General features: G+C 43.4%; 19 protein-coding genes. 7 read left to right on the plus strand and 12 right to left on the minus strand.

Going from position 1 to position 18,317, the window contains the following annotated elements; genetic code table 11:
* Nucleotides 1-679 (minus strand): class I tRNA ligase family protein (locus A1QO_RS08385; protein WP_017041504.1); only part of this gene is annotated, 679 nt, incomplete at its 3' end.
* Nucleotides 680-834: 155 nt separating this feature from the next.
* Between A1QO_RS08385 and apbC the strand changes: the two genes are divergently transcribed.
* The 3 genes from apbC (at nt 835) to A1QO_RS08400 (ending at nt 5,069) form a co-directional block, all read left to right on the plus strand.
* A complete protein-coding gene (gene apbC, locus A1QO_RS08390) occupies nt 835-1,914 on the plus strand; it encodes an iron-sulfur cluster carrier protein ApbC (protein ID WP_017041505.1) in 1,080 nt (359 codons plus the stop codon).
* A gap of 161 nt (nt 1,915-2,075) precedes the next feature.
* Nucleotides 2,076-2,717: a uridine kinase gene (gene udk, locus A1QO_RS08395; RefSeq protein WP_017033144.1), complete on the plus strand. Its 642-nt coding sequence runs from the start codon at nt 2,076-2,078 to the stop codon at nt 2,715-2,717.
* Nucleotides 2,718-2,882: 165 nt separating this feature from the next.
* Nucleotides 2,883-5,069, plus strand: coding sequence for an AsmA family protein (locus tag A1QO_RS08400; RefSeq protein ID WP_017041506.1), 2,187 nt, complete (start codon nt 2,883-2,885; stop codon nt 5,067-5,069).
* Nucleotides 5,070-5,326: 257 nt separating this feature from the next.
* On the opposite strand, the gene folM is transcribed toward A1QO_RS08400, so the two are convergent.
* The 6 genes from folM to A1QO_RS08430 all read right to left on the minus strand — a co-directional run bounded on the left by folM (nt 5,327) and on the right by A1QO_RS08430 (nt 9,700).
* Nucleotides 5,327-6,049: a dihydromonapterin reductase gene (gene folM, locus A1QO_RS08405; RefSeq protein ID WP_017041507.1), complete on the minus strand. Its 723-nt coding sequence runs from the start codon at nt 6,047-6,049 to the stop codon at nt 5,327-5,329.
* The gene (gene folE / locus A1QO_RS08410) at nt 6,046-6,684 is read right to left on the minus strand and encodes a GTP cyclohydrolase I FolE (protein WP_017033141.1); all 639 of its coding nucleotides are present in this window, start codon (nt 6,682-6,684) and stop codon (nt 6,046-6,048) included. Before folE ends, folM begins: the two co-directional genes overlap by 4 nt.
* Nucleotides 6,681-7,058: a dihydroneopterin triphosphate 2'-epimerase gene (folX, locus tag A1QO_RS08415; protein WP_017033140.1), complete on the minus strand. Its 378-nt coding sequence runs from the start codon at nt 7,056-7,058 to the stop codon at nt 6,681-6,683. The genes folE and folX overlap by 4 nt, the downstream gene beginning before the upstream one ends.
* 170 nt (nt 7,059-7,228) lie before the next feature.
* On the minus strand, nt 7,229-7,720 hold the full coding sequence (gene folK / locus A1QO_RS08420; RefSeq protein WP_017041508.1) for a 2-amino-4-hydroxy-6-hydroxymethyldihydropteridine diphosphokinase: 492 nt from the start codon (nt 7,718-7,720) through the stop codon (nt 7,229-7,231).
* A gap of 271 nt (nt 7,721-7,991) precedes the next feature.
* Nucleotides 7,992-8,597, minus strand: coding sequence for a cob(I)yrinic acid a,c-diamide adenosyltransferase (gene cobO, locus A1QO_RS08425; protein WP_017041509.1), 606 nt, complete (start codon nt 8,595-8,597; stop codon nt 7,992-7,994).
* Nucleotides 8,598-8,758: 161 nt separating this feature from the next.
* A complete protein-coding gene (locus tag A1QO_RS08430; protein WP_017033137.1) occupies nt 8,759-9,700 on the minus strand; it encodes a universal stress protein in 942 nt (313 codons plus the stop codon).
* A gap of 266 nt (nt 9,701-9,966) precedes the next feature.
* On the opposite strand from A1QO_RS08430, the gene A1QO_RS08435 reads away from it, so the two are divergent.
* Entirely contained in the window at nt 9,967-10,443 is a 477-nt protein-coding gene (locus tag A1QO_RS08435) for a low molecular weight protein-tyrosine-phosphatase (RefSeq protein ID WP_017033136.1), read from the plus strand.
* Between the two features lie 45 nt (nt 10,444-10,488).
* Here the strand turns inward: A1QO_RS08435 and A1QO_RS08440 are convergent, their stop codons facing one another.
* The 3 genes from A1QO_RS08440 to sodB form a co-directional block, all read right to left on the minus strand.
* On the minus strand, nt 10,489-11,172 hold the full coding sequence (locus A1QO_RS08440) for an SDR family oxidoreductase (protein WP_017041510.1): 684 nt from the start codon (nt 11,170-11,172) through the stop codon (nt 10,489-10,491).
* Between the two features lie 190 nt (nt 11,173-11,362).
* Complete coding sequence (locus tag A1QO_RS08445; protein WP_017041511.1) at nt 11,363-11,866, minus strand: VC2046/SO_2500 family protein; 504 nt, start codon at nt 11,864-11,866, stop codon at nt 11,363-11,365.
* Nucleotides 11,867-12,051: 185 nt separating this feature from the next.
* Nucleotides 12,052-12,636 carry a superoxide dismutase [Fe] gene (sodB, locus tag A1QO_RS08450; protein ID WP_017040349.1) on the minus strand — a complete coding sequence of 195 codons (585 nt, stop codon included), beginning with the start codon at nt 12,634-12,636 and terminating at the stop codon, nt 12,052-12,054.
* A 255-nt stretch (nt 12,637-12,891) separates the two neighbouring features.
* Here sodB and grxD point away from each other — a divergent pair, with 255 nt between their 5' ends.
* The gene (gene grxD / locus A1QO_RS08455; protein ID WP_017033132.1) at nt 12,892-13,227 is read left to right on the plus strand and encodes a Grx4 family monothiol glutaredoxin; all 336 of its coding nucleotides are present in this window, start codon (nt 12,892-12,894) and stop codon (nt 13,225-13,227) included.
* 83 nt (nt 13,228-13,310) lie between these two features.
* The gene (locus A1QO_RS08460) at nt 13,311-15,320 is read left to right on the plus strand and encodes a DNA topoisomerase III (protein WP_017040350.1); all 2,010 of its coding nucleotides are present in this window, start codon (nt 13,311-13,313) and stop codon (nt 15,318-15,320) included.
* 18 nt (nt 15,321-15,338) lie between these two features.
* Here the strand turns inward: A1QO_RS08460 and A1QO_RS08465 are convergent, their stop codons facing one another.
* Both A1QO_RS08465 and A1QO_RS08470 read right to left on the minus strand, forming a co-directional pair.
* A complete protein-coding gene (locus A1QO_RS08465; protein WP_038131870.1) occupies nt 15,339-16,370 on the minus strand; it encodes a DUF3080 domain-containing protein in 1,032 nt (343 codons plus the stop codon).
* Nucleotides 16,348-17,034 carry an SDR family oxidoreductase gene (locus A1QO_RS08470; RefSeq protein ID WP_017040352.1) on the minus strand — a complete coding sequence of 229 codons (687 nt, stop codon included), beginning with the start codon at nt 17,032-17,034 and terminating at the stop codon, nt 16,348-16,350. The genes A1QO_RS08465 and A1QO_RS08470 overlap by 23 nt, the downstream gene beginning before the upstream one ends.
* A gap of 261 nt (nt 17,035-17,295) precedes the next feature.
* Here A1QO_RS08470 and A1QO_RS08475 point away from each other — a divergent pair, with 261 nt between their 5' ends.
* Complete coding sequence (locus tag A1QO_RS08475; RefSeq protein ID WP_017033127.1) at nt 17,296-18,216, plus strand: histone deacetylase family protein; 921 nt, start codon at nt 17,296-17,298, stop codon at nt 18,214-18,216.
* The last annotated feature ends 101 nt before the right edge of the window (nt 18,217-18,317 follow it).

Genomic DNA, 18,317 nt, shown 5'->3' on the forward strand with positions numbered 1-18,317 from the left:
ATTCCTGCATTTTGTTGGCGGTTTCGTTTTGCAGCGAGCCAGAACGAGTCCACTCTTTTAGCATGCTTTCAAATTGAGGAAGATCGAAGAAAAAGTGCTCTGAATCTTTCATCACTGGCGTTGCGCCTGATACTGCTGATTTAGGGTTAATCAGTTCAGTTGGGCTGTATGTCTCGCCACAGTTATCGCAGTTGTCGCCATATTGGTCTTCAGACTTACACTTAGGGCAAGTGCCTTTTACAAAACGGTCTGGTAAGAACATCTCTTTTTCTGGGTCGAACAGTTGAGAGATAGTACGGCTAGAAATAAAACCGTTCTTTTTCAGTTCAAGATAGATATGCGAGGCCAGTTCGCGATTCTCTTCAGAGTGCGTGCTGTGGTAGTTATCAAAACTGATATCAAAACCGGCGAAGTCTTTTTGATGTTCTTCGCTAACTGCCGCAATCATCTCTTCTGGTGTAATACCCATCTGTTGTGCTTTAAGCATGATCGGTGTGCCGTGAGCATCGTCCGCGCAGATGAAGTTTACAGTGTTGCCGCGTAGACGCTGATAACGAACCCAAATATCCGCTTGGATATGCTCAAGCATATGCCCAAGGTGGATTGAACCGTTAGCGTACGGAAGGGCACAAGTTACCAGTAGTTTCCTAGCAGAAGAGTTTCTTGGTTCAGTTGCCATACTTAATTATTCGCTTTCATTGATAGGTGTAAAATGATGGCTAATACTACCGCATGACGCGGTTAACGCCAAGATGTGACATGGGCTATTCCCCCAAATTTTTTGGGGTTCAGTCAGAAGCAAGCGAGTGTTAGGATGATGAAAAAGGAGAACGTATGCATCAGTTTCAATCTAAACAGGATTTTTGCCTGTGGCTCAATGAATTTTCTCACCCTAGTCTCATCGAAGGTTGGGCGAATCAAGCAGGAATAGTTACGATTCTGCCGACCGGTGTTTTCCAGATCGAAGTTCCCTTTGCTGCCAATGAGCTTGTGCAAAGTTTGGAGAACTGGATAACCTCTGCTCAGGCGTCTCAAGAAGTGTCCTCATTCCAGTTTTCAGTAACGACCAGTGTCAAGGCGCTTCATACTCAAGCTTCTCAACCGATCAAAGGGGTAAAAAACGTCATTGCCGTTACATCGGCTAAAGGAGGGGTTGGCAAGTCCACAACCGCGGTTAACTTGGCGCTGGCCATTGCACAATCTGGGGCTAGAGTCGGTTTGCTGGATGCGGATATCTATGGCCCATCAGTACCAATGATGATAGGTCAAGAGGACGCAAAACCACAGGTTAGAGATAACAAGTGGATGCAACCGATCGAAGCGCATGGCATTTACACCCATTCTATTGGTTATTTAGTCGATAAAAATGAAGCAGCGATCTGGCGAGGGCCAATGGCATCGAAAGCGTTAGCCCAATTGGTGAATGAGACGGAATGGCCTGATCTCGATTACTTGGTGATCGATATGCCACCGGGAACAGGCGATATTCAGCTCACATTATCTCAGCAAATTCCGGTTACTGGGGCGGTTATTGTCACCACACCACAAGATCTTGCTTTGGCGGATGCACGAAAAGGCGCGGCCATGTTTAGAAAAGTTGACGTTCCTGTGATCGGCTTAGTTGAAAACATGAGTTACCACATTTGCAGCCATTGTGGCGAAAAAGAGCATATTTTCGGTGCTGGTGGGGCGCAAAGCTTATCCGCTGAATATGGGTTGTCTTTGCTTGCTCAAATCCCATTGCATATCCAAGTTAGGGAAGATATAGACCGAGGTGTGCCTACTGTGGCGTCCAATGTCGATAGTGAGCACAAAAAACGTTATCTAGATTTAGCAGAACGTGTGTGCAGTTGCTTATATTGGCAGGGGAAACCTAAGCCAGACGTGATCAATTTTCAACTCATTGACGAGTAAAAAGCAGGCTACATATATCAAGTAATCGATTGCATGATGGTTTGTTATTCTATTTAGGCAAAAGCTGACATTAAACTCGGTTCGTGACTAGAATCTAAAGAATGAACTCCCTATAATCGGCCCGTTTATTTGTTTCTCCAAACCATCACTGGGTGTAAAAAATGTCTGAGAATAATCAATGTGTCATCGTCGGAATTGCTGGCGCATCGGCTTCTGGTAAAAGCCTTATCGCAAGTACTATCTATAAAGAGCTGCGAGCAAAAGTGGGCGATAACCAAATCGGCGTTATCACGGAAGACTGTTACTACAACGATCAAACTCACCTTAGCATGGAAGAACGGGTAAAAACCAATTACGATCATCCTAAAGCGTTAGATCATGACTTGCTTTGCGAACACCTAGAGAAGTTGATCAAAGGTCAAGAAGTCGAAGTCCCTGAATACAGTTATACCGAACATACACGTCTACCTAACTCAAGAACACTCACACCAAAAAAAGTGATTATATTAGAAGGTATTTTGCTGTTAACCGATCCTAGGTTGCGTAAATTAATGCACGCAACGGTATTTATGGATACTCCGTTAGATATTTGTTTACTTCGACGCGTAAAACGTGATGTAGAAGAACGAGATCGTTCAATGGAATCGGTATTAACTCAATACCAAGAGACGGTTCGTCCTATGTTCATGCAGTTTATCGAGCCATCTAAGCAGTACGCCGACATCATTGTTCCGCGCGGTGGTAAGAACCGAATTGCTATTGATGTATTGAAAGCACACATTGCTAAGTTATTAAAAGCATAAAACCTGAAAGCTTAATGGGTTGAAATGTAAAAAGATTGGATTCTTAGGTTTAGTTGCCGATGAGTCTTTATTTTTATGATAAGAAGTGGCACTTTAGGTGCCACTTTCTTTTTTTTAATTCCTAGACAATGATGAAAGGAATTACCTCAAGCAAGGAAAAAGCTAATGAAAAAACTGTTTTTATTCATTGCCATCCCTCTGTTCGCTGTTTTTATAGCGGTCGCTGCACTCATTTTTCTCGTTAATCCGAATCAATTCAAACCTTTGATCATCGATCAAGCAAAGCAACAGACTGGGTTAGATTTAGTGATTGAAGGGGACATAAGTTGGCAGTTTTTTCCTTCAATTGGTTTTGAACTGGGTAAGACAGAATTAAGAAATCCGAAGGGTTTTAGCCAGCCAAACTTGTTCAAAGTGGAATCAATTGGTATTGATGTATCCGTCATGCCACTGTTTAGTCAGCAATTAGAGATAGGCAATATCACACTTGACGGTGCCGAGTTTTATCTTGAAACGTTAAAGTCGGGTGAGCGCAATATTGATGCATTGACTCAAGTGCCAAGCGAACCCACAGTAAATCAAACAGCAGAAACGCCACCTACAGAAGCCCAGGCTGGTTCAAGTGAATCTACTTCGTCAGGCTCGATTTCCGATGCATCCGCTCAGTGGACGATCAACCTAGCGGGTGTGACCGTGTCGAACGCGGTATTGGAAATCCAAGATCACCAGGCGGGTTCACTAACTAAGCTGTACGATGTTTCCCTGGGGTTATCGCAGTTTGAGTTCGATAACTGGACGGTTGCTACCTTTGCAGCCAAAGGTCAAAATAACCAACAAAAGTTTGCAGCAAAAGGCCAAGCGGAGTTCAAGCTGGCGTCTGATTTTTCTCACTATGCGCTTAAGAATATCGATTTAGAAGCAAGCTTCAGTGATCCACAAAATAGCATTGATTCTGCCAAAATTGGCTTGGATACCTTTGAGTTCGACAAAGTAAATAACCTAACTTATGTTATAGCGGGTAATGCTGCGGGTCTTGAACTCGACATTAAAGGCTCTACTCAGTTAAACATCGACAGTGCGATATCTAAGGTTCTTCTCAATCAGTTAACTCTGGATGCCACGTTCATCGGGGATTCCTTACCTCAGTCACCTATGAAAGTGGATATGGCGTCGGACTTAAGTTTTGATTTAACCAAAAGCCATCTTCAATTTATTCTTGAAAAGTTAACCGCAAATGCTATCGAACTGGATGGTGAAGCGAATATTACATTGCTTGATATTCCTAAGGTTCGATTCAATCTTCATAGTCCGAACATCGATCTGGATGAGTTCTTAGGCTTAGGTAGCGCACAAGCGAGTACTCAAAAGGGAAGTGATACCACAACCTCATCAAACAAAACTGAAAGTGGCGGTCAGGCTGCGAAGACTTCCCCAACCAAACCGAGTGAGCAAACGGCGGAAGTGGAACCTGACCTAACGGCATTGAACACGTTAGATGTGAAAGGTTCGATTGTTATTGATAAGTTCAAAGCCAATAACGCAAGAATGCAAGATGTCTCGGCGCAATTTTCTGTTAATCGTGGAATCGCTGAACTGACATCATTTAGCTCGAAATTGTACAGCGGTTCCATTTCAGCCAATGCAAAATTAGATGCACGTCAGTCACCAGCAACGTATACAGCGAAGAAACGTATTAAAGGCGTAAAAGTGTTGCCTTTGCTTAGAGATGTTGCTCAAAACGAAATGCTAGAAGGTACCGGAAATATCGATGTTGACGTTAAAGGTAAGAGCTTGACTGAAACCGGTATTAAGAAAAACTTAGTGGGTACGATTAATATCAACTTTGAAGATGGTGCGGTGAATGGGATTAACGTTGCGCAGTTGATTCGAGTTAATTACGCCAAGATAAAAGGTGAAAAAGTTGAAGAGCAAACCGGTCCTCAGAAAACAGATTTCAGCGCCATGAAAGCGACGTTGAAGCTTAATAAAGGGATAGTGACAACGAATAATCTGTCTATGCAGTCGCCATTGCTTCGTATTCATGGTGAAGGCAGTGCCAATTACATCGATGAAACCGTGAACTTCCTGGTACGTACTTCTATCGTTGGTTCGTTACAAGGGCAGGGTGGTAAGAATATCGATGACCTGAAAGATGTGACGATTCCGATTCAAGTGACAGGCTCTTGGGTGCAACCAAAGTTTGCTCTGGTTTTTGACGATGTGTTGAAGCAAAAAGCAGAAAAAGAACTGGACCGTGGTCTAGAAAAACTGGAAGAAAAATACGGTGATAAGCTTGGTGATGAGAAAACCAAGGATGCCATTAAAGGCGTTTTAAAAGGTTTCTTTAACTAAGTGTAAAACAGCCATTGTCTTTGAAGAGAGTTGTTTGTTCAGAGAGTTATTAAGAAATTGGTTTGTTCAGAAAATAGTCTTTTAGGAAGACCATTTCTTGAGGGGAAATAGGGTCGCAAGGTGCGCCCCTATTTTTTTGACTGTAGAGCGGCATATAACTCATATTTATATCGGCTAGGCTTTGTCGACTTCTCCTATGATTTAAGGTGATACGGTACGCCATGTTTCATCAGTGCTAGGTTCACCTTATAAAGTGGTTATTTTAGGTGTCTACCGCCATCCAGCTGTAGGTTTCTTCCCGTCATATAGTGGCTCGATAAAATAAACATCACCCCATCAATGATCTCTTCAAAGCCCGCTTCCGCTGGGATGAGGGCTTTTTTCAGAGCTTTTTGCTTATACTGTTCAGTATCGTGCTGGTTAAATTTTATCAGAGCAGGTGAAAGAGTATTCACCTTGATATTGGGCGCGAGAAGTGCCGAAAATGACAGCGTTAGGTTATTTAATGCGGCTTTACTCGCCGCATAGGCGATGTGTTTTTTACTGCCTTTTTCAGCCACAAAATCACTAATATGTATGATGTCAGAAGAACTATCCTCGTAACTCAACAACCCTTTCAGCGCTAAGTTTATCTGGTACGGTACAGAGACATGAATGGTCATCATCTTATGCAAGATATCGGCTGAATTGATGCGATTATTTGGCCCTACATGATCGTCTGGCAGCCAATCGGATGCATTGTGTACGATAGCTCGAAGAGTCGTGTACTGCTGCGCGATATCGACTAAGAAGCCATCTAAGCTATCTTGCTGGTAAAAATCGACCCGATGCAAGTCGGCCCCTGAGTCTCGTAGTGTATCGAGTTCTTTGTATTCCGTTCTGTAAGTCCCTATGACTTGAAACCCTTGCGTCAGAAGCTGTTGAGCTAGGGCAAAGCCGAGCCGTTTTCCGACTCCGGTTACCAAAATTGCGTTGTTCATCGTAAAAACTCCGCTCGGGTTTGAGGGTTCGTTTTGAATATTCCCCCTAATGCGGTGGTCGAAGTTTCTGAATTGGTATCCATAACTCCACGAGACTTCACACAGTAATGGGTGGCGTTGATAGACACTGCTACATCTTCGGTTTCTGTTAAGGTCTGAATAGCGACGAGAATTTGTTGTGTCAAACGCTCTTGAACTTGTGGTCGCTGCGCGAAGAAACGGACAATTCGGTTAATCTTTGAGAGGCCAATAATTTTAGTCGATGGAATATAGGCGACCTGTGCTAAACCATCAATGGTAATAAAGTGGTGCTCGCATGTTGACGTTAGATTGATGTTGGACACGTTGACCATTTCATCGACGGCCATTTTATTTTCTATAACGCTAATTTTTGGAAAGTTCTGGTAATCTAAGCCGGAAAATATCTCATGAACGTACATTTTTGCAATACGATGTGGGGTTTCGGCCAAGCTATCATCATTTAAATCTAATCCTAACGTGCTCACAACCTCAGTAAGTAGACCTCGGATTCGATTATATTTCTCATCAGCTGTCATTTGAGTTGGCAACAATGGCGTCTCTAAACCTTTGGCAATCAGGGTGTCTCTGACTTTTTGAGCTTCTAATGTAATCATTGGACTTCTCCTGATTCTGCTTGATAAGTAAGGGTCAATGAAACAGAGTCTGCAAATCGCAGGGCATGAGGCTTATCAATTTTCACTTGCGCATAACTAACCCAAGGGTGATCGACACACAGCCCCAATACGTCACTGGTCAGTTTTTCCAGGAGTAGAAAGCGCCCAGATTCAACATGCGAGATAATACTTTTACATATGTTTTTGTAGTTTAAAGCGTTGTCGACATCGTCGGTGAGGCAAAGGTGGTTAGCAGGATAGTGAATCTCTGCATTGATAATAATATCTTGCTGTTTGCTTTTTTCTTCCTCATTGAAGCCAATAAAAGTACGCAGCCTAAGGTTGGTAATGGTGATGATCGCATTGTGATTCATAGGATATTCCAATCGCTGTACAGTAAGATTAACAGTAAAGATTACTACGAAGCGAAATGGACAAAGGATCATAAACCTTCTGCTAAGGGAGAGTTTTTGTTGGCGTATACTGCTTTCGGTCTACGTTGAAGTCGTTGATCGCAGACCCTGGTTTAGTAAGGTCGGTAATGTTAAGGCCATTTGAAGTGAATGCTTGCCAATTTCTGGCTGCTTTGATCATAGTTGTCCCAAAGCTCTTGGTAGGTTTGTTGAGTGATAGGGTGGATATGGTTGGCGGCTATGTCAGCGAGTGGTTGCAATACAAAGGCGTTTTGAGTGATCTCTCCTCTAGGAAGCTCAATGCCATCGATACACCCGATTTCGTCGTCATAGGTGAGAATGTCGAGGTCGAGAGTTCGTGATGCAAACTTGTCCCCTTCTCTTATTCTGCCGTTATTATCTTCGATTTGACGAAGAAGGTTAGCCAGTTCACTAACCGTTAACTGACATTGAATCTCGACGACTAAGTTTAAAAAGTTATTCCCTATAAAGCCGATAGGTTCACAGTCATAAGCGGGCGAAACAATAAGAGGAGAAAAGTGCTGTTCAAGAGTATTCAGAGCTTCAGTAACGTGGTGTTCCCGATTAATGTTACTGCCAATGCTAATGAATGCGGTGTGCATAAAACCTCTTTGTGTTGTGTGTAGATGGGGTGACATCACTGATGCGGATTTTCATCGTTATAATGCCGCTTGATTCAAATAAGAATACGAGTGTTCAGACACTAAAGATCATATTTTATATCGAGTAACCGCTTAGCTCAAAACAGCCTAAATTGGTGTCTCTATGTTAGTGAATATTGTTTGCGCTGAGTTACTTTGGCTTTTGAAAACGCATTAACGAAGAAGGACCACCATTGCAGTCCTTCAGCTTATTGACTTCGAGTTTGGTTTTTTACCAATCAACACCTTTCAGTGCTTTCACTCCCGACTCAAACGCGTGCTTCACATTTTTCACTTCAGAAACGGTGTCAGCAAGCTCGATGAGGCTGCGATGCGCCCCTCGGCCTGTGATGATGACCGATTGCATAGCCGGACGGTTGTTAAGTGCTTCAAGGACTTCTTCTAACTCTATATAGCTGTAGCTAACCATATAGGTCAGCTCATCAAATAGAATCACGTCGATGGTGTCATCTTTTAGCATGCGTTTACACTCTTGCCACACTTTTTGTGCCGCTTCTGTATCCGCCGTCTTATCTTGCGTTTCCCAAGTGAAGCCGGTCGCCATGACTTGGAATTCTACGCCTAACTTTTCAAGAAGGTTCTTCTCTCCGTTGTCCCATGTACCTTTGATAAATTGAGCAACGGCACATTGCTGTCCATGGCCTACTGCACGCGCGATAGTGCCAAAGCCCGAAGTGGATTTACCTTTTCCATTACCGGTAATCACGAGCAGCAAGCCTTTTTCTTTCTGTGCGGCCGCGACTCTTTCATCCACTTTTTCTTTTACTTTTTGTTGGCGAGCTTTATGGCGAGATTCTTTGCTGTCATTAACTGACATGATAAGTCCTTTTTATACAATTCATGCTGACTATCATAACCGAAGTTAGTAGCCTCCAGAACCTGCGATTAGGAAATGATTGAGAGAAATTAAAAACAGTGAGCAACCCTCAATCCAAATGATACTGGCTTGAGGGTTTACTTTGAAAGTGAAAGACGTCATTACGACAATGTGATTGGAGAAACAAAGCCTTGTGGTTTCATTGCCAATAAAGAACAGTTTATGGATTGAAGTATGTTTTCCGCTGTATTACCAATAACGAAGCCTGAGATCCCTGTTCGTGCCAATGTCCCCATGGCTAGGAGATCGATTTCTGCTTCATTGACGAAATCGGGAATCATGTTGTCTGGTTTTCCGTGAAGGTGGTGAACGACAATTTCACCGGAAATTCCAGATTCTTCAATTAATTTTTGCAACGCTTGTTCATGCTCTACTTTTGCTTTTGATACTTGATCGGCAAGCTGAGTTTCATCGACTTGAATCCAGCCGTGGCTGTCTGGGTAATTTTCCAAGTAGTGTTCCCAACAAGAAATAATATGCAGACGACTGTCGTAGGTGTCGGCAATGGAGCGGGATAATTCCAAGAGTTGCAATGAAAGCGCATGGTGCCCGTCGCTGGATGCCATTGGGTCAACGGCGACCGCAATACGACGTTTGCTTCTTTGTTTAGTAACAGGGCGGTGTAACCAGATAGGACATGGGCATTTACGCAATAAGGTCATGTCGATGGCCTTAAAACCTTCGGAGCCTTCATTCAATGGTTCAGCTTCTTTAATGATCAGATCATGGTTATTTTCGATGGCCTTTTTAATGATACAAACCGCGGGTTGTTCACTGCTTTTGACCATTAAGGGAAACGGCACTTGTTCTTTAGAGATATCATGCTCAATACGAAAGTTCTTTACACTCTGCTTTAGAGAGTCATGAAGAGATTGCTCGTAACTCTGTTGGTACTGAAGTAAGTCGTTAGGGAAGTAAGGAAAGGCAATAAGGCCGGAAACGGAGACATCTTTGTTGGCGGCCATTCTAACCGTTTGTACCAGTGCATCACTGTGTCCTGGCAATCCTTGGGTGGCGAAAAGTATGTTCTTAAATCGTTTCATACATATCTCCTTGGTTGTGTAAATTTTAGCCAAAGAACAGGTTGCTTTGATAGAGCATAATTGTAACCATTTATGACGAGTAACCCTATCCGCCTCCATTCATCCAGAGAACGTATCATCCAGAAAACGTAGGTGACTGTGCGTTTATCTCCGTTTTGTTGGTCGATTTTAAAATAAAAATGGATGTCAGACTGGCTATTATCAAATTATTTCAATAAGTTAATGGTTACTCAGCAATTATCGAACATAGAGGTAGATTTAAGATTATGAATAATAAAGAAAAACCTTCCATTCTAGTGGTATGCATGGGCAATATTTGCCGTTCACCAACGGGTGAGTCTGTTTTGAAGGCCAAAGCCAAAGAAAAAGGCATAGACATCACGGTGGATTCCGCTGGCACTTTAGGTTACCACCAAGGTAATGCACCAGATTCGAGATCACAACAAGCGGGTGAGATGAGAGGTTATTGTTTTGACGGAATCACCGCGAGAAAAGTAAGGGAGAATGACTTCACGGATTTTGATCTTATTTTAGCCGCCGATAAAGCAAATTTGGCTGACCTTTATGATATTTGCCCTTCAGAACATCAGCATAAGCTTTCACTATTCTTAAGTCATAGTGAGTCTGAGTACGACGAGATACCTGATCCTTATTATGGCGGAGATAAAGGCTTCGAACTGGTGTTAAATTTGATAGAAGATGCTGCTGAACAAATCCTGGAACGACATTTTCAAACACGATAAACGTTAGGCTATCAGCGCGAATCGTTCAGCTCTATGTGGTGTCAACTACGTTGCTTCTGCGGACATTATACGTCCGCTAAAGTAGTCATTTGCCACAATATACTCGGTATTTCTAATCAGCTCATCTTGTATCTGCAGCCAATGGTAATCACTTTTTTTGGAAGAGTGACTCAACACAGGGACGACACCGCCGACTCGAATATTAAAAGGCGTGAGTTCTTTTGCCCAACTTTGAGTAAAGCCCGTCACTATCGACGATGCATTCTCAAAGCCTTTAAAGTCTTTGCTTTCATCTACAGAGATGACATTAACGATCACACCATGCTTTTTTTCAAGGCACATGCGTTCAGCGCTTGCTTGACCAAACCCAAACAGAGTGGATGCAAGGGTGCTCAATTGGTCAGAAAACTGTTCTGCAGATTGATTGCTCGTCAGCCCTGGAAGTGGGGCGTTTGGCCAGTTGTTGACTAAAACATCCGGTGAGCGATGAAACTTTTCATCAACAAAATCAAACAGTTGATGAATAGCATGAAGAGAGTAATTTTCTACTTTAAACGAGTAAACGTCGTCGGATATGGCTTTGCAACGTGTGTAGGCCTCTTTAAGGGTGTGGATGTTTTGGTCGCACAACACTAACTTTGCTCCCAACGAAGAAAAATGAGTGGCGAGCGTTCCCCCTAGCGGCGAACCCGCGGATGTGATCAAAATGACAGCGCTTTTAATATCCATGAACGACAATACCCTTTGTCTATTTTTATTGGTGGGATTTTTTTGTTCACATAGCATGGTTCATTAGTAATGGCTTAAGTGTGAATAACATCAAATAAGCAGTAGGCGATGAGGTTTAATTGTTAAAATTAGTATAACGTCACACTAACCCATTCATTTGTAGAATGGGTCTTAGTTTTGAGATTGGAAACTATGCTTGGGCTTGTATCTGAAAGCTACGCTGTGCCACTACCAACTGGTTATAGAGATCAATTGGAATAAGCGTTTTATTTTTATTTTCAGTAAGTTGCCGTCGATGGTGCCCCGATAGATTGTGATACACCTCTTCAGGAAGGTCATGAGTATCTTCAGGTAAATATGCGAGAACTTCTGGCGTCAGATAATGATTCAATTTTGCACTGGCCATTCCACCGTGATGAAACGCATTGGCCTGAGCCGCTGAGACGTCATACGAATGTTGATCTGAACGAAGTTGCTGCAGTGGTTGCAACTCAAACCGTTTACGCAGAGTTTGATCGGTGATTTCAGGCTTATCAATTTTTTCAACGGGCGTGTTGTCTCGGACATCATCTGAGAACATCGAAAGAATCAGCGTAAAATCTGCGCGCCTACCAGCATGGACGGCGTGGTTAATCCCCGAGCCAAATTGTAGCTCGTTGATAATGCCTGCTTTGTCTAACGTATGAACTTGCATAATACTCCCCGTTGAATTCACTTTTAACGGCAAGTCCTTGGATAACTTTAGATTTATCTACTATCGAGATGCGCCTAATGCTAGAGGGCGGGGTTGGTTGACTATTATCTAAACGATATAAAGAAAAAGCCTGCACGAATGCAGGCTTTGAATATGACTAAATTATATAGGGGAAGTTGACTAAATTACTTCGCTAGGTTTTCTGCTACAAATTCCCAGTTGACTAGATTCCAGAATGCAGCCATGTAGTCAGGACGAACATTACGGAAATCGATGTAGTAAGCGTGTTCCCAAAGGTCAACAGTTAGAAGTGGTGTTACCCCTTCGTCTGTTAGCGGCGTTGCTGCATTAGACGTGTTAACAATGTCTAGAGAGCCATCTGCTTTTTTCACTAACCATGTCCAAGAAGAACCAAAGTTATTGATTGCTGAATCTGTGAACTTAGCTTTGAACTCTTCAAATGAACCGAATGCTGCGTTGATCGCGTCAGCAACTGCGCCAGTTGGTTCGCCGCCTGCTTTTGGTGCTAGACAGTGCCAGTAGAATGTGTGGTTCCAGATTTGTGCTGCGTTGTTGAATACGCCACCTGTTGAAGTCTTGATGATTTCTTCAAGCGTTTTGCCTTCAAACTCAGTGCCTGGGATAAGACCGTTTAGCTTAACAACGTACGTGTTATGGTGCTTACCGTGGTGGAAATCTAATGTTTCTTCTGAGATGTATGGTGCTAGTGCATCTTTTGCGTAAGGTAATGCTGGTAATTCAAATGACATTGCTTAATTCTCCAGTGAGGTCAAAGAGCGAACTCTTTTTTGTTGCGTCCAATATTATTGTAATTGCGTCGATTAGACTGACTGAGATATAGTTTAGCAAGTTTTTACTTTATTAAAAGAGTTGGTGCTCATTTTCTTAAGAAATTTACAGCAAAATGAGAACAAAATAATAACCTTACTATTTGAGAGCTTTTTATTCTTTTGCAATGCTTTAGAATAACGGCTTAAACGCTGGAATTAGAAACAGAGGAAGCAATGGAAACTATCGATAAAATCAAACAGCAAATCGCAGAAAACACGATTCTTTTATACATGAAAGGATCGCCAAAGCTACCGAGCTGTGGGTTCTCTTCTCAAGCTTCACAGGCTCTAATGGGCTGTGGCGAAAAGTTTGCTTATGTAGATATTTTGCAAAACCCAGATATTCGTGCAGAACTGCCAGCGTACGCGCAATGGCCTACATTCCCACAACTTTGGATTAATGGCGAGCTTATCGGCGGTTGTGACATCATCATTGAGATGTTCCAAAAGGGTGAATTACAGCCTCTGGTTAAAGAAGCGATGGCCAACGCACAAGGCGATGCTGAATAATACTGTACAAATGTACATTAACACTTGAATTATTAGGGCCACATTTCATAATGTGGCCCTAATTGTTTTTATCGTTGGATTTTATGTCTCGTCTCTTTATTGCTGAAAAGCCCAGTCTTGGTCGCGCGATTGCGGCGGCATTGCCTAATCCACAGAAGAACGACCAAGGGTTCATTAAGTGTGGTAACGGGGATGTGGTGACTTGGTGCATTGGACACTTATTAGAGCAGGTTGAGCCAGACGCTTATGACGACCGTTACAAAAAATGGAATCTCGTCGATCTTCCTATCGTGCCAGAACAGTGGCAGCTAAGACCTCGTAAGACATCAAGTAAACAGCTTACGGTGATCCGAAAGCTCTTGAAGGACGCCACACAAATTGTTCATGCGGGCGACCCGGATAGAGAAGGACAGCTGCTGGTTGATGAAGTGATAGATTACTGCAAGGTTTCCAAGGCTAAGAAAGAGTCGATGGACAGATTGTTGATCAGCGACTTGAACTTACCTGCCGTAAAGCGTGCACTTTCTCAAATGCGCAGCAACCGTGATTTTATTCCACTTTCAATTTCGGCGTTAGCGCGTTCTAGAGCCGACTGGCTGTATGGCATGAACATGACCCGCGCATACACCTTACTCGGTCAAAAAGCTGGTTACCAAGGCGTCTTGTCAGTAGGGCGAGTGCAGACACCCGTACTCGGCTTGGTGGTGAGGCGTGATGAAGAGATCGAAAATTTCATTCCTAAAGATTACTTCACGTTGCATGCTTTGATCCCTTACCAAAATAACGACCATAGCTTTGATATTCAAGCCCGTTGGAAACCCAGTGAAGCATGTAAACCGTGGCAAGACGAAGAAGGCCGAGTGCTCAACAGAAAGTTGGTTGAAAACGTGGCTAACCGCATTACGAATCAGCCTGCGACAGTGATAGAGTCAGAGCAAAAGCAAAGCAAACAAGCGGCGCCATTGCCTTATTCGCTATCAGCGTTACAAATTGATGCATCTAAGCGTTTTGGCATGAGTGCTCAACAGGTGTTAGATACGTGTCAATCGTTGTACGAGAAACACAAACTCATCACTTACCCGCGTTCTGATAGCCGCTATCTACCTAAAGATCACTACTCGCAACGAGAGTCGGTCGTCGATGCTATCGCTAATAATGCAAAAGAGCTGCAAGGTGGTGCTCGAGGGGCGGATCTTTCCCTTAAATCCAAAGCATGGAACGACAGCAAGGTCGATGCTCACCACGCGATTATTCCTACGCCGAAGAAGTCATCAGTGAATGGCCTTTCCGCCAATGAGATGAAAATATATCAGCAGATTGCTCGCCAGTACCTAATGCAGTTTTATCCACCTGCTATTTTTGCCGATGCCAAGTTAGTTTTTGATATCGCTGGTGGCGTGTTCATCGCAAAAGGGCGTCAGCTTATCAACCCCGGCTGGAAAGTGTTGATGGGGAAAACGGACACCGAAGAGAAAGGCGACGGCACAGATACGGTTCCTCCATTGGATAAAGGAACTGTGCTGACTTGTCGTGAAGGTATTATTGGCGATAAGAAAACTGAGCCACCAAAACACTTTACCGAAGCGACGTTATTACAAGCGATGACAGGTATTGCCCGCTTTGTGGCAAATAAAGACCTTAAAGCTATTTTGAAAGAAACCGATGGCCTTGGCACAGAAGCAACCCGTGCAGGCATTTTAGATACTCTATTCAAAAGGCACCTGCTAACGCGACAAGGAAAAAGTATTCACAGTAGCCCTGCGGGTAGAGGCTTGATTCATGCCTTACCTGAGGATTCGACCTTCCCAGACATGACGGCACACTGGGAGCACCAGTTGCAAGGCATGGCAGAACGAAATCAAGCGTATCAACCTTTCATGCAAGCGCTAGAAAGCAAGGTTGATGGTTTGATGGGCAAGGTAAAAGCAGGCGAAGTTCCTGAGTCTCTGCGTCATCTTCCTAAAGTCGAAAGACCGGCTTTTAAACGTCGTAAAGGCGGAGGTGCGAAGTCTCATACCAACAAAGGTACGTATGCCAAGACAGGTACGTATGCTAAGAAAGGTACTTCCGCTAAAAAGAGCACTAAAAGCTAAGACTTATTGAGGTTAGAATTAACGTCCGACTTTACGCCCACAACGTTTAAACAGCTGCTGCCAATAGTCCACATGGCGCCGAGTGGATGATCGAAAGGCTTGATGTGCATCTTGGATCGGAAAGTAATAACTGTGCAGGTCAGGTTGCGCGTCAAACATACCAAGTTGCGGGGCTAACTGCTGATAGTAGCTATCCAATTGCGCCATGTAGGGCTGAACTTTGTCTATATATTGCTGCTCGAACACATTGTTAAGATAGCGAAATTTCGTCGTGTCTCGTTGTTTACCACAGATGATATTGTCATCAAAAGCTGAGAGCTGTTTAGTAATGGTATCAAGTTCGGCTGAAGCACGCGCGAGCGAGTAATACAAATTTCCCAGTGTCGAACTCTTCTCTACTATTTCTTGAACCTCTATGGTTTTGCCTGAAACGAGCGGCGTGTTTAACGCTTTGTTGATATGCTTTAGGGCATCACTTGCCTGTCGCACCTGAGCATCAATATCAGCAAGTAACCACTGACTACCACGCATTTGGGATTGCATTGCCTCACTGGTATAGATGAGATTCCACTTGTGTAGCGGAAATTGCGCGAGTTTCTGTTGTTCGACATCTTTCAGTAGTTCAACGATGTTGGTGTCTAAGTCATTAACTGATAGACATTGATCGATACCTTTAATGAGGGCCACTTGGTAATCGTAATTGCGAAACTCGTCCGTCACTTTTCCAAGTATTGAGTTTTTTTCTGCGATTAGATTGAACAAGCCACATTGTCGAAGCTGATAGCTGTCGAGCAATCCGATGGAGAGAGTAGGGACATCAATAAACAGCTCTCGCTTTCTCGGTAAGCTCTCAAATGCCCATTCTTCTTTCAATCTATCGGCACCTTGTACTCTGGCTATCTTAGTGTGATAGTCGTCGAAGAGGTCGCCGGGGCTTTCACTGAAACACCCAGAAATGACCACCACAAGAAAACATAATGTTAGGCGTGTTAGTAAGTTTGAGAGAAAGCGACCATTCATAAAATGACTACCAATCGATTTCACTGCCATCGAAATTAAAGAAGTGACCACTCACTTTGGTGTTCGATGACTCTATAACGTTGATCAGGCCTGAAGCGGAAGTGCCGGTGTCGATCAAAGCATTAGGCCCGCCCATTTCAGTCTTTACCCAGCCTGGGTGTAGCGCAAGAACAGTAAACCCATCTAGGGTTAAGTCGTTACTTAAGCTCTTCACAACTGAGTTTAGAGCGGCTTTAGAGGAACGATAGAGGTAACCGCCGCCTGAGGTGTTTTCTGCCATGCTGCCAACTTTCGATGACAGACAAGCGATCTTTTTCACATCGCTATTCTTAAACATGGGTAATAACGTTTCAACCAGCTTTAAAGGCGCGATGGTGTTGATCTCAAAAACCCGGCGCCATTCTTCGACATCGGTATTACCCAAGCCATAGCCTTTTGGACCATAGTAGCCTGCGTTGCCGATCAATATATCAATCGGCTGAATTTTCGAAGGGAGTTTGCTCACGGCTTGGTAATTGGTTAGCTCTAACTGAATGCAGGTAAGGTTGGTGTTGTGGTCTGCGAGTGAGAGCAGTTCTTGTGCTGAATTGGCATCTCGATAAGTCGTGTACACCTTGTGATTACCTTCCAAGTATTGTTGAGTCAGGCTTAAGCCAATACCGCGGTTCGCTCCAGTAATAAAAATTGCGCTCATGGTGATTCCTTTTCAGTTTAATTAGTTAAGTTTGATGGCTTAACACGAGAAAATCAACGCTCCACCAACTGGCCATGAGCATTCCCACAAAAATCATTACTGCTGCCGTAGACCCGCAGATCACCCCAAGGATGAGTATTATGTTTTTCATTGCTGTTTCTCCTTAGAATTAACGGTAATGATAATTATTATCATTAATTGGAGTTGTCGCCAAGTCTGAGACTGTTATGATTTTGAGAAAGATACGCAATTAGCCCAATTATGATTCCTTTAATTTATCACCCAATCTATTCACAGCTACCTTTACCAGAGGGTCATCGTTACCCAATCAACAAATATCAGCTTTTACATCGTGCTATTGAAGCCTTAATGGATAACGATCCGCAATGGGACATCATGTTTGACGTGTTCCAACCAGTCCCCGTTTCGGTTGAACAGGTAAAGCAGGTACACGATAGTGAGTATGTTGATCTGCTTGTTTCAGGAAATTTGCCCGCGGCCAAAATGAGGCGGATCGGATTTCCTTGGAGTGAACAACTTATCGAAAGAACATTCTACTCAAGTGGTGGAACCTGCTTAGCGGCAGAAATGGCCATTGATAGTGGTGTCGCGATTCACCTCAGTGGTGGGTATCATCATGCACATCACGATTTTGGTAGTGGTTTCTGTCTCTTCAACGATCTGGTGTTGGCAGCCAAGCATGCACTGATCTTTGAACATATCGATAAAGTGCTTATCGTCGATAGTGATGTTCATCATGGTGATGGCACTGCGACGTTATGTGCAGGCAATGATGACATTATTACTCTGTCATTCCATTGCGATAAAAATTTCCCTGCACGTAAACCGCTATCCGATTTCGATGTGCCATTAAGTCGCGAAACAGAAGACGAAGAGTTTTTGCGCTGTTTTGAACAAGTCACCAAACTGGCGATTGCTCATCACCAGCCCGATCTCATCATTTATGACGCGGGTATCGACATTCATCAAGACGATGAGCTGGGTTACTTAAATGTGTCTACAGAAGGGATCTTCAAGCGTGATTGTTTGATGATCAATTTAGCGAAATCAGAGTCTATCCCGATGGCGTGTGTAGTCGGTGGTGGATATAGAACTCAACATCAAGATCTGGTTCCTATTCACATGCAGTTATTGAAAGCCGCTCATAAAGTGTATGGCTAGCGAGGTTGCGTAAAGCCAAAAGAACCTTCAAATTGAAGGGGGATAGATTTGAAGAGGGATAGATGCAAAAAAGCCCACTGATTTCTCAGTGGGCTTTTTCT

It is taken from the genome of Vibrio genomosp. F10 str. ZF-129 (assembly GCF_000287055.2).
GTDB lineage: Bacteria > Pseudomonadota > Gammaproteobacteria > Enterobacterales > Vibrionaceae > Vibrio.